Source organism: Verrucomicrobiaceae bacterium (assembly GCA_016713035.1).
In the GTDB taxonomy this organism is placed as follows: domain Bacteria; phylum Verrucomicrobiota; class Verrucomicrobiia; order Verrucomicrobiales; family Verrucomicrobiaceae; genus Prosthecobacter.
The window spans coordinates 1,185,046-1,197,414 of sequence record JADJPW010000001.1; the positions used below are offsets into that span (position 1 = coordinate 1,185,046).

At 56.8% G+C, this 12,369-nt stretch carries 10 protein-coding genes; 3 read left to right on the top strand and 7 right to left on the bottom strand.

Features of this window, described 5'->3' with window-relative positions; translation table 11 throughout:
- The first annotated feature begins 164 nt into the window (after positions 1-164).
- A complete protein-coding gene (locus IPK32_05150) occupies positions 165-494 on the top strand; it encodes a Spx/MgsR family RNA polymerase-binding regulatory protein (protein ID MBK8091382.1) in 330 nt (109 codons plus the stop codon).
- Between the two features lie 257 nt (positions 495-751).
- Here IPK32_05150 and IPK32_05155 read toward each other — a convergent pair whose 3' ends face one another.
- The 6 genes from IPK32_05155 to IPK32_05180 all read right to left on the bottom strand — a co-directional run bounded on the left by IPK32_05155 (position 752) and on the right by IPK32_05180 (position 7,565).
- Positions 752-2,446: a sulfatase-like hydrolase/transferase gene (locus IPK32_05155; GenBank protein ID MBK8091383.1), complete on the bottom strand. Its 1,695-nt coding sequence runs from the start codon at positions 2,444-2,446 to the stop codon at positions 752-754.
- 83 nt (positions 2,447-2,529) lie between these two features.
- Complete coding sequence (locus tag IPK32_05160) at positions 2,530-3,399, bottom strand: sulfatase-like hydrolase/transferase (protein MBK8091384.1); 870 nt, start codon at positions 3,397-3,399, stop codon at positions 2,530-2,532.
- Complete coding sequence (locus IPK32_05165; protein ID MBK8091385.1) at positions 3,351-4,046, bottom strand: sulfatase-like hydrolase/transferase; 696 nt, start codon at positions 4,044-4,046, stop codon at positions 3,351-3,353. The genes IPK32_05160 and IPK32_05165 overlap by 49 nt, the downstream gene beginning before the upstream one ends.
- Before the next feature lie 108 nt (positions 4,047-4,154).
- Positions 4,155-5,318, bottom strand: a complete 1,164-nt coding sequence (locus IPK32_05170) for an alginate lyase family protein (protein MBK8091386.1) — start codon at positions 5,316-5,318, stop codon at positions 4,155-4,157.
- 220 nt (positions 5,319-5,538) lie between these two features.
- Positions 5,539-6,993, bottom strand: coding sequence for a FecR domain-containing protein (locus IPK32_05175; protein MBK8091387.1), 1,455 nt, complete (start codon positions 6,991-6,993; stop codon positions 5,539-5,541).
- Positions 6,990-7,565 carry a sigma-70 family RNA polymerase sigma factor gene (locus IPK32_05180; protein MBK8091388.1) on the bottom strand — a complete coding sequence of 192 codons (576 nt, stop codon included), beginning with the start codon at positions 7,563-7,565 and terminating at the stop codon, positions 6,990-6,992. The genes IPK32_05175 and IPK32_05180 overlap by 4 nt, the downstream gene beginning before the upstream one ends.
- Before the next feature lie 310 nt (positions 7,566-7,875).
- Between IPK32_05180 and IPK32_05185 the strand changes: the two genes are divergently transcribed.
- Positions 7,876-9,948: a sodium-translocating pyrophosphatase gene (locus IPK32_05185; GenBank protein MBK8091389.1), complete on the top strand. Its 2,073-nt coding sequence runs from the start codon at positions 7,876-7,878 to the stop codon at positions 9,946-9,948.
- Positions 9,949-10,090: 142 nt separating this feature from the next.
- Complete coding sequence (locus IPK32_05190) at positions 10,091-11,359, top strand: DUF1501 domain-containing protein (protein ID MBK8091390.1); 1,269 nt, start codon at positions 10,091-10,093, stop codon at positions 11,357-11,359.
- 12 nt (positions 11,360-11,371) lie between these two features.
- On the opposite strand, the gene IPK32_05195 is transcribed toward IPK32_05190, so the two are convergent.
- Positions 11,372-12,283, bottom strand: a complete 912-nt coding sequence (locus tag IPK32_05195; GenBank protein MBK8091391.1) for a trypsin-like serine protease — start codon at positions 12,281-12,283, stop codon at positions 11,372-11,374.
- Positions 12,284-12,369: the final 86 nt, after the last annotated feature.

The window sequence follows — 12,369 nt, forward strand, 5'->3', positions numbered from 1 at the left end:
GGAAGCAGTGTTCATGAGGTGAAGACGTTGGAGGTAGGCAATGCAGACTTTAGGGAAAGGTTATCAGCGGCAATAACAATTATAACTTTGGACCTGGCTACTTATTCGAGACCACCCCTCAAGCTCCAAAGGTGCAGCCCTGATAAATCGTCCGCTCGCAGCGCATGAAAATTTACACTTATCAAGGCTGCTCCAACTGTAAAAGCGCCACCAAGTGGCTCAAAGCACGCGGGATCAGCTTTCAAGAAATCCCCATTCGTGAAACGCCACCGACTCTCTCCGAGTTAACCGCCATGCTAAAGGCGCATGAAGGTCAGCTACGCGCCCTCTTTAACACGTCCGGCCAAGATTACCGAGCCCTCGGCATGAAAGACAAGCTGCCGCTAATGACCGAGGCTGAAGCCCTCAAACTGCTCTCCCAGCATGGTAATCTGGTGAAGCGCCCATTTGTCATTGCAGAAGACAAACCCATCTATCTCCTCGGCTTTCACTAGCCCACTTGGGCCACCGCATTCACTGATTAGAATGTCTGCTAAAAATCTGTTTCCAGTTTAAAGTTCAAAGTTTCATGCTCCGAGGTTCAAAGAATTTTGATCGCGGTATTCCACACTTTTTGAGTGTTTCTGATATGCCTCATAACACCATGATTCAGAGAGTCTGGAACGTGAAACTGGAACTGGAGGCAAAGAGGGGGCCCCTCATCATCGAGTGTGATCGAGGCGAGCACTGACTAATCCACCTCAGACCTGTTTCACAGAGATGGGACAGGCTGCGAGGGAACGGAGCGAGCACCTTTGTTTACATATTCGATTTCGGTCAGCCCATTATCGCCATTACTATCGAGTTTACGGAAGCGCTGAGGAGCATCGGAGAGGTCGCGTTGCCGGGCGGCGAACTCATCGTAGGTGACCTTGGCATCGTTGTTCTTGTCCATTTTGTGGAACTGCGCTGCGCGGTCGGATGCATCGGTTTTTTGTTTTCCATCCACAGGTTTTTCGGTGGTTGCTGCTTTGCTGCGAATCTGAGCTTTAAGGGCAGGTTGATTGGCTAGGATGGCCTTGAGTTCAGCGACCACAGCCGGTTGGGCGGCGGCAAGGTTGACGCTCTCACCGGGATCAGTCTGATAGTCGTAAAGCTCCATCACTCCGGTGCCAGATTTGGCTTCAGGTTTGCTCCACTCGACCAGACGATAGCGGTCATTGCGCACAGCATTGCCAAGGAGGTTACCGCGTGGGTAGATGTGATTCACGAACTCCCGATGCGCCTTGGCGGGAGTGCTGAAAAGAGATGCGAAGCTCCGTCCGTCGATGTTGGGTGGTGCGGGCAGTCGTGCGAGCTCGGCCAGTGTGGGATAGATATCGACGGTCTCGACCAAAGCGGAGGTAACAGCTCCTGCTTTGCCGGGGAGAGCCACCAGGAGCGGGATTCGGGCAGCCACTTCGAAGTTGGTGTGTTTTCCCCAGATGCCGTGTTCGCCGAGGTGATAGCCGTGATCTCCCCAGACGACGACGATGGTATTGTCTGCCAGTCCATTGCTTTCCAGAGCATCCAGGACGCGCCCGACACAGGCGTCCACATAGCTGCTTGCGGCATAGTAGCCGTGGAGAATCAGGCGCTTTTGAGCTTCGCTGAGCACGGCCTTGCCTTGTGGTATGTTTTTGTATTTGCGGAGTTCATCCGTGTTTGGACCAGCGGCTTCCGGAGCGCCTTGTGGCAAGGCATCACTGGCAGGCAGAGGCAGCTTCGCCGCGTCAATGCGATCCCAGTATTTCTTGGGCGCGACGAATGGCAGGTGCGGGCAGCGGAAGCCGACGGCGAAGAAAAAAGGAGCGTTCGCGCTTTTCAGGACGGCAAGTCTCTTCACCGCTTCGGCGGCGAGGATGCCGTCTGAATAGGTATCGTCGGGCACATCTGCAGATTCCGTCGCGGCACCATACACGCCAGCACCTCGGGAGCCGCCATCGTGATCCGAGGGGCGATTCTCCGGCAAGGCGTAATAATCAACTTTGGGATGAACGGGCTTCTCCGACCAGGAGGCTGGGTCTTCATGATTGCCATGCCCTGTATGCAGGATCTTCCCCATCGAGGAGGTGTGGTAGCCCTGATTGAGGAAATGCTGCGGAAGCGTGATCGCGTCAGGGCGGGATTCACGGAAATTGGTCGAGAGATCATAGATGCCCAGAGTTTGCGGCCGCAAACTGGTCATCATCGCATTGCGCGAGGGGCCACAGACGGCCTGGTTGCAATACGCATGCTCGAACCGCAAAGAACGGCTGGCGAGGCGGTCAAGATTCGGAGTGCTGGCGTGCGCATCCCCATAGCAGCCAAGTGCGGGCTTGAGGTCATCAATGGCGATAAACAACACATTGGGCCGGATGGGGCTATCCGCCGCGTGCACGGCGCTGAGACAGAGCAGGACGAAAAGACAGCGAAGGATTCGATTCATTGTAGATGAGGCATTAAGTTTTGGAGTCGTGAGGAGGCGCTTGAGTGAACAATAAACGAGTCCTCATTTGGGTGGAGATGAAACTATTCAGGCAGTTGTTTGAGAAGCGGAAAAAAGTCGATGTAGTGCCCACCATCAAAACCGGACTGGGTGGCACGGAGTTCCTTCGCCGCTTTGCTCCGCATCTCTTCGAGCAACTGACGATGCTCATCATCCGCGAGGTTGAAAATTTCCTCGGGATCGGTCGCGAGATTGTAAATCTCCTCCTCTTTCGCTTCGCCACAGTAGGCGACGTATTTGTAATCCCCGCTGCGGATCATGGTCCAGTTGCGCATCGCCGCATCACCTTTTGCACCGCGCTCGATGTTGCGCTCGGTCTTTAGCACGCCTTGCGGGATGCTTTGACCCATGTTGTTCTGCACATTCGTCATGAGCATGGCACCACGCGACAGTCGCAGAGAAGGATCTTTTAGGAGTGGCATGAGGCTCATGCCATCCATCGTCTTCAGCGGCTCCAGCCCGAAGATGTCCAGCAGGGTGCGGACAACATCTGGACCATTCACAGGCTCCTCACTCACGCGATCCTCTGCGAAATGCGGCGGCCAACTGAAGATCAAAGGTGAGCACAGTGCGGCGTCATAAGGTGCGTCTTTTTTGTGGACGAGGGCATGCTGGCCGTAGGCGATCCCCTGATCCGAGGTGAAGATCACCACGGTGTTTTCTAGCTGACTCGTCTCTCTGAGCGCCTGCATGAGGCGTCCCACATTTTCATCGATCGCCATCACGCATTCGTGATACTGCTTGATCTCTTTGGCGACTTTCGGCCACTTTGGTTCGGGTAGGTCGCGGATGTAAGCAGGCTTGCCAGAGCGCTCCTTCATACTGACCGGCTCAGGAATATCCGTCACAGCAGCGAGGGCGTTCTTGTGCCGTTCGGCAGGCTCCGTAGGCATGTGAACTCCTGTGTAGCAAAGCCACAGATACCACGGCTTGGGGTCCTTCGGCTGCTCTTTAATGAAGTCGATCGCCAGATCGGTGTAGCGGTCCACGCTGTAGCCGCCGATATGCTTGGGGGGGCACCGTTGAAGCTCATTTTGGAGTTGTGATACATATCTCCCATGTCCTTGGACCAGTGAATGGCGGTGTCCCAGTCGATGCCAACAGCCGGGGGACGCGAGGTGATGTGCCACTTGCCGATCATGCCCGTTCGGTAGCCGTTTTCCCGCAGGCGCTGCGGCCAGAAGGGATGGTCTTTGATCTCCTTCGCCAGTTCCGCCCCCTTCAACTCTGCGCCTTGAAAAAGACCACGCGAAGCGTGAGGCAGGTTGCCGGTCAACATGCTGATTCGCGCCGGCATGCAATACGGCGCCATGTAAGCGCTCTGAAACCGCACACCCTTCTTCGCCAAAGCGTCGATGTTCGGCGTTTTCACCCATGGATAAGCATCGTTCAGGTAACAGCTCACGGTGCGCACGCTTTGATCGTCTGTGAAAATGTAGAGGACGTTGGGACGCGTGGTGGAGGTCGCATCCAGCGGAGCAGCGGGCACAGAATGCAGCGCAGCGAGAGCCGTGAGGCATAGGATGGCGAATCGGCTCATGGGCGTGATTATGATTCAGGGTTGTAAGGTGCCGCAGGCGGGATGGCTCTGCTTCTCAAAGGCTTCCCACCACACAAATACTGGCGGATGACGAGTTGGTTGGTCATGTCATCGGCCTGTGGAGTGGGTGGAGGCATTCTCCGCCAGAGTCGTCCACAGCAGGGGTTGGGTGATCGCATTGTTGCGCCGGATCTCGAAGTTCTCTGGGTCAGTTTTGAGCTTGCGCCACAAGTCGAGATACTTGCCTTCGCTAAAGGCGTGGCCACCAAACAGCAGCGCTGGCTGTCGCACCGGCCAGCCGTCCCAGGCAAGAATGTCCGGCTTGCGAGGCCAGGAGGATTTGTCCGCCAGGTAGGGATAAAGAAAGGCCACTGCTTTAGCCATGCTCTTGCCGTCCGGTGTGGTGAAAGTCCATAGGTTGTCGGTGCTGGTGGATAGCAACTGGCAAAGCGCCGCCATGTTATCGAGCTGGAAGATCGAGTAGGCGTAAGGCTTGGTGCGAGCGAGTTCTAAGGGGAAGCCGCCGTCTGCCCCCATTTGCACGGTGACGAATACCTCCTTGAACTGGCGGCGGCACTCGGTCCGCAGGTCCTCATTCTCCGTAAAAGTGGCAAAGGCCGCGATTTGAAGCCAGTAGGCCACGGCGTGGTTGTTTTTCGCCTTCGCCTCGTTCTTTCCTTTGGTGCTACTCACCAGCCAGGCAGTGTAATCCGCAAACCATTGGCGCAGAGCATCGAAAGTCTTTGCAGACATGGCTTTCGAATCGCGCAGGGCAAGAATGGCCAGCGGCACCTCCACCAAGTGCAGAGTGTCGATAAGGCCGGTGCCACGATCCGGTGTAGGTTTTCCCACAATCGTCTGGGCCAGATCCAGGCTGGGATGCATCCGCGTTTTTTTGTCCAGGAAGAAAACCTCCAGCATCGCCACCGCATGCCTCGCGTAACGCTCATCGCGGGTCAAAGAATAGGCTGCGGCCAGTGCTGCGGTTGCATCGCGCATGGCTATCAGCGACTTGCGGTGCTCATTGAAATGGTCCGGGTTCGATTGCCCGTCTCTCATGATGTAAGGTTTGCCGTCCGGCTTGGCCGGATCAGGCCAGTAGTAGTCACTCATGGAGAAAAACTCATCTGCCCGGCCATCGCTGAGCGGTGCGCGATGCTGGGGGATGCTCACGGGTTCCATCGCCAAGGCCTTGTCCGCTGCCGCGAGGATGCGAGCACGATCCTGGTCTGCGACCATGCTCCCGAGTGTCTGCGAGGCTGCGGTGGTCATGACAACAGCCTTTGGGCTATCAGCCCTTGCTGCCGGTATGAAAAGGAGAAGCAACAGGACGGCTGGGAATGTTTTCGAAAGAATCATGATGGAGTGGATGCACACCCAATGTCCTGCCCGCCGAAATGGTTGCTGAAAACTCAAAAAATCTGGTGAGAAGTCCAGACCATCGTTCCCCAATCAACCGAGAAGCAGCGGGGACTCGCTGCGCCGCTCTTGATTACTCCTTCGAATCCTTCACCACAGACACTTCCAATTCATCGAAGGAAAAGTCGCCGCCGCTGCCGTTGGCCACTCTCACGCCATCGAATCTCAGACCGGGATCAGTCTGGCCTTTTACGATGGGCAGGCCCTGTACACCGCGGCCACGAAAGATCTCAAAATCACCCGTGCGCTGGCGGTAGCGCAGGGTGAAAGTTTCTTCGCTACCCTGAACGGCCAGGTCATGGGAACGACGCTGCTCTTTGTGCCCGCGATAGTTTTTGCCAAAGGTGAGCAGTTCCCAGAAATAGGAATTTCCGCCTTTGTCCCCAAAGAAAAACAGCTCGCCATCACCATCGAATAAGCTGATGCCGGCGAAACCTTTGGAGTGGAAGAGAGACATCGGGGAAACAGACTTGAAGCTGACCAGGATGACAGCGTTCTCCGCAGGCTCGATGGCGCGGGTGAAACGGCCCATGAGGTGGGTGAGTCTGGATTGCGCCGCAAATCTACCGTTATGCACGGTTGGTGAGCCGTCCTGCACCTGCCAGGAGCCTAACAAGGGCTTGCGTTCTGTGAACGGCTGATCAGGCACATGCACCAGCGATTCGCGGAACACGACCTCGGCTTCATCCATCATGGCAGCGGGCTCTAGCAACGAGGTGCCGGATACAATCTGCACGGTGTCCGCACTGGCAAGGCGGATAAGTTTTTCGCCCGCCTTCAATACGTGAGGTACCAGATCGCCCGCACGCTGGCGCACCTCCACATAGCCTTCTTCCACCTGCACCTGATGCTCCCCTTCACTTACCTGTGCGGTGAAGATCGTGCCGAGATCGACCACCTCCATCTCCGGCAGGTCCACGGCAAAGCCATTGGCTGCTGAGGGCACACGGAACCACCCAGCGCCCTGGTCCAACCTCAGGCGATTGGCTCCTGTGATGGAAAAACGCGATGGGCTTTTTAAGACAGCCTCGACGCCACTGGGCAGCCGGATGGACACGGAGCCGTCTTCCATGATCACGCCATCGCCAAACTGCAAGGCACCATCCTCCGAAACAGTCGAAGTGGCACTGCTAAAAACCGATGTCGCCGAGAACTGCACGCTCGGCAAAGCGGTGGCCGCCACTTGTTTATCCCCGGAGGCTGTTTTCGATCGCATCCACATGGGCAGCGAGGCCAGCAGCGCCACACAGGCCGCCGCTGCGAGCACAGGCCAGAGCCGTGAAACCATGCGCTGTTTGTTGTTCTGCGATGCAGGCTTAAAACTAGCCGCGGCAACCACCGTTGACCACGCATGATCGCGCAATAGCGACTCCATGCGCACCTTTTCAAGATAGAGGCTCAATAGGGCCGGATCAGCCTTCATTTTCTGCTGAAGCTCGCGTGCCTCCGTCGCTGGCAGCTCCCCCTCGATCAGCAGATCCAGGGCGCGGCTCAGTTTTTGCGGAGTATCAGGCGGTGTGTCATTCATGGGGTGGAAAGACGGCGTTGGATGCAGTCACGAATGGCGCCCCGCAGGCGAAACAATCGAGCCTTTAGCGTGCCCGGACGGGTCCCTTCTTGTGAGGCGTATGTCTCCAGCGAGGCATCGGTTGCATAACGGGCGTGCAAAAGTCGCTGATCCTCCTGTTTCAGTGTCTGTAGGCACTGCGTCAGCGCCTCTTGGTGGCTGGCTGTGACACCCATATCCATCCTCTCCATCCAGCGGTGATCGATCTGCTCCATCAATTCCTCATCCAGCAACACCACCGGTGATCGCGCCAGTTTCCTGCGCTGGTTCAGCACCAGATATTTAGCGATCTGGAAGGCCCAGGCCTTGAAGTATGTGCCTGCGACGAACTGCTCTCGCTTTTCCCACAACCGTAGCAGTGTCTCTTGTGCCAAGTCATCCGCCCCCTCGTAGCCTGGCATCAACGACCTCACATAAAGCCGCACCGCCGCCTCGTGCTCCACCAGCACACGTTCAAAGCCTCCCACATCCAATGCTCCCCGCCCATCGGCAGGAAAAGGAATGCTGGAAGTATCGGATGCCTCGTCGCCCATGGATTGATTGCTGGAGTCTCTGCTATCAAAGCACAAAACATCCCAAACACACCCAATTACACCTGCCAGTCAGCCCCTGGCCGACATTGGTCATAATCGTTTCGAGGCCATCCTCCCAGGTGCGAACTGCCAGCTATTCAGCCCAGCATCAATCAGGGTGGTCGTTGCAGTTTTACACTGAAAAAGCTGCTTCTTTGCAAGTCTCTTACCCTTTTTTCGTATCGTCACGCCTTTCGGGCGAAGAAAACCTTGCCGAGATATTGGCAGCCGTTAAACTCGCGCCCTTTACCCCGGCCCAACCACCGACCTCATGCCCAGTACAATTCCCTTCGCCTTCCTGCTCCAAAACGGACTCCCTCTCTCCATCGCTCTCGCCGCTGTTGGCCTTGTGGTAGCCTTGCTACTCATTCGCCAGATTCTCGGTTCATCTGCGGGGAATTCTAGAATGCAGGAAATCGCTGGCGCGGTCCAAGCCGGGGCCAAAGCCTACCTGAATCGCCAAATAATCGCCATTGTGCCGATCGCGCTGGTCATCCTGGTGGCGATCTGGTGGCTGCGTGATGCAGCCACGGCGGTCGGGTTCATCGTGGGGGCTGTTTGCTCCCTAGCTGCTGGCTACATCGGTATGATGGTGGCTGTGCGGGCGAATGTGAGGACGGCCCAGGCTGCGTCTGTGAGTAGCCATGGTGCTCTGAAGGTGGCTTTTAATGGCGGCGCTGTGACGGGGCTGCTGGTCGTGGCTCTGGGGCTGCTCTCGGTGGGCGTTTTCTACATGATCGTCAAAGGCATGCACCCAGAGGGTAAGCACGCCATCGACTCACTGATCGGCCTAGCGCTCGGCAGCTCACTGATTTCCGTTTTTGCCCGTCTGGGCGGCGGCATCTACACCAAGGCCGCAGACGTGGGTGCTGACCTCGTCGGAAAAATCGAGCAGAATCTCAATGAAGACGATCCGCGTAATCCAGCAACGATCGCTGATAACGTGGGTGACAACGTCGGCGACTGCGCGGGCATGGCGGCGGACGTTTTTGAGACCTACGCAGTCTCGCTCATCGGCGGGGTGCTCGTTGGCTCCCTCACCGCAGGTGCTGAGTCGGTCAATGCGACGGTGATCTATCCTTTCGTGCTTTGCGGCCTTTCCATCATTTCCTCCATCATCGGCATCGGTTGGGTGAATTTTGTGAAACAGAGCCCAACGACCTCGCTCGTCTGCGGGGTGGCTGTCTCTGGCCTGATCAGCGCCGTACTCTTCTGGTGGGCGACGGGTTCCATCTTTGGCGATAGCGTGATGCTGAACGGCGTGAGCATCGCCAGTAGCAAAATCTTCCAATGCGCGATTGTAGGCTTGGTCATGACCCTGCTCGTGGTTTGGATTACCAATTACTACACCAGCACGCATCACAAACCGGTGCGCCTCATCGCTAAGGCCTCCGAAACCGGTCATGCGACCAATATCATCGCCGGCATCAGCGTGGGACATCATGCCACATTGCTCCCAGTGCTGGCCATTGCTGCCTCCATCTGGTGCTGCTTTGAGCTAGCAGGCCTCTACGGCATCGCCATCGCGGTCGTCAGTATGCTATCGCTCTCCGGCATTATCATCAGCCTGGATGCCTTTGGCCCCATCACTGATAATGCGGGCGGCATCGCGGTGATGAGCGGCTTGCCCGAGGAAGTACGCAAGATCACTGACGAACTCGATGCTGTGGGCAACACCATGAAGGCCGTGACCAAAGGCTACGCCATCGCCAGTGCCGGACTCGCCGCTATGGTGCTCTTTGGTAGCTATGTGAAGGATTTGGAGGCTTTCCTCGGCAAAACGGTGACTTTCGACCTGATGAATCATGAAGTCGTCATCGGCATGTTCATCGGTGGTTTGCTGCCCTTCATTTTCACTGCCTACTGCATGAGTGCCGTGGGTAGCGCCGCCGGTGCCGTCGTCATGGAAGTCCGCCGCCAGATCGCGGCGAAGCCTGGCATCCTCAATGGCACGGACATCCCTGACTATGCGCAGTGCGTCGGCATCGTGACCAGTGCCGCTCTGAAGCAGATGATTCTTCCAGCCCTGCTGCCGCTCATCTTTGTCATTGGTATGGCCTTCGTCGGCTATCAGGCACTCGGTGGCGTGCTCATCGGCACTATCGTTACGGGACTCTTTGTCGGTATCGCTATGACCAGCGCTGGTGGAGCCTGGGACAACGCGAAGAAGTACATCGAAGAAGGAAATCACGGCGGCAAAGGCAGCTTTGCCCATCAGGCGGCTGTGACGGGCGACACCGTCGGTGATCCTTACAAAGACACCGCTGGCCCCGCTGTGAACCCGATGATCAAAGTGGTGAACATCCTCGCCATCTTGATCATCCCGATCATCTTCAAGAAGTAGCCGAATTCGGAGTTTTCCGCTCTGAGCTGCTGCACCCCCTCATAATTGCGCTTCCAAGCGCGAGGCTTGGTCTTACCGACATGGCATTGAAATTTCGCAGGTGAAAAAGCGACGGTGTATGCGTTACTTAGACATGAACACGATGAACCGTCGCTCCTTCCTTTCCTCTGCTGCCGCTTTTGGTGCCTCGCCTCTACTCGCCGCGAACTCCACACCGCTACACACCCCAAAGGGCAAAGCAGAGCACTGCATCTTCATCTGGCTCGGAGGTGGCATGGGGCAGATCGATACCTTTGATCCAAAGGAACTGGGTGAAAATCTGAGCAAGCCATCCAAGCCGGGATCGCTTTACAAATCGGTGGAGACAAGTGTGCCGGGAGTGCGCCTCAGCGAGCACCTCGGCAAAACGGCGAAGGTAATGGAGCATGTGACGGCGATGCGTACGGTGAATCACCATGTCATCGACGAGCACGCTTTTGCGACGAACATCGTGCATACTGGGCGCATGGTTTCTGGCAATGTGACTTATCCGAGTATCGGCAGCATCATCGCGGATCAGCGCGGGGCGGTGAACAAGGACGTTCCGGCCTATATTTTGATCGGTTACCCAAATGTGAGCCGCGGTCCGGGCTTCCTAGGAGCGAAGGCGGGCTACGTTTATCTCACAGATACAGAGACGGGCCCTGCAGGATTTACGCGGCCGGATTTTGTCGATACAGATCGTGCAAAGGTGCGTCAGGAACTGCTGAAGCCACTGATGGCACGGGCATTGAAAAACAGTGCGGCGGCAGACTACCAGATGGCACAAGAAGAGGCTCTTCGCTTGGCGGGGCCGGGCTTTATGAAGCACTTCAATCTCAAGCAGGAGCCTGCATCGCTGCGCAATGATTACGGTGGCGAGTTCGGTCAGCGCTGCCTCCTCTCTCGCCGTCTGGTGCAGGCGGGTGTGCGTTTCATTGAGGTGTCTCACAATCTTAATTTCATGAATGGCACTGGCTGGGACATTCATAATGAGGGCTTCAAGAATCAGCATTTACTCATTCAGGAGCTCGATACGGCACTTTCCGCCCTGATTCGTGATTTGAAGGATAAGAAGCTGCTGGATAAGACCCTCATCGTGGTCGCCACAGAGTTTGGTCGTCCGCCGGAGTTCGATGGCCGAGGTGGGCGCGGGCATCAGGGCACTGCCTTTTCGATGGTGCTGGCTGGTGGCGGCCTGAAGCACTGTGGTGCCTATGGTGCGACTGATGAGCTGGCAAAGAAGCCCGTCGAGAACCCTGTGCCGCTGGTGGATTTCCACGCCACGATCCATGCCGCGATGGGCATCGACCCTGGGCATGAGATGATGGACGGAAGCCGTCCCGTGCCGATCACCGATGGTGGGAAGCCTGTGGCAGCATTGTTTGCGTAAATAGCGCCCAATTCACTCTCCGCGCCGAGCACGCCGTGTGAGGCAAATGCATGCCGCACACATGAGAAGGAGCCCTCCCGCGGGCTCTGGCACGCTCGCGATGCTGCTGATCGTAGCGGCACTGGATGAGATGCGGCTGGCGTAGAAGCTGGTGGGATTGTCCTGTGGGCGGTCTTGCACCAGTGTCCAACTACTGCCTCCACCGTAATAGAGACCACCTGCATCAAAAAGAGCGGCCTGGAACTCCGAGCCGTCTCCAGGGGTGTTATTCGTGTCAAACATACCGTCGATGCCGTAATTGATGCCCGCGAGCTTCCAGAGGCCTCCATCTTCGATAAAGACAGCCCCACCGGAGTCGCCGACCGAGAGCGTCGCCTCGTGATCACTGCCTGCGGCATCAAAATCAACTGTGAGATAGCCACCCGCAGCGGAAGCGACCACATTGGTGCCCCAGCGGCTGACTCCATCACTGCCAGTATGCTTCCAGCCATGCAGCACGCTAGAGACCATGACGTCGTCACCGCGCACGCCGCCCCGTCCAGTGACGAGGAGGGTTTTCCCGGCCTCTGAGCTTCCAGTGTAGAGCGGGGCATAGTAGGGGAAGTACTCTTGGATGCGTAGCACACGCAAATCCGTGCCAGCGATGTCCCAGTAGCCGATGCCACCATTGGCTGCGGTGTCGATGGTGTAGGACATATTGGCACCTCCATTAAAAACACCCGAATGGACAAAACTGCCGCCCTGGGTGCCAAAGTGCTGCGCCGTGATAAAATACTGCGGCGCGATCATGGTGCCTAGATAGCTGCCATACTGCCCCTGGTACTGCCAACCTGCGTCCTCGTAAATCCCTGTGGGTGCAGTGGTATTGTGAGAGGAATCTCCCGAATCGTAAAAAAGCACCGCTGCTGCATCCCCGATGCCCATGAGCATCCCCAGGGCCAAAAGAGCCCTGCGAAGTTCATTGGAAAAGTCACGGAAAAGGGAAAACACGCCGTACGCTCCCACGACTT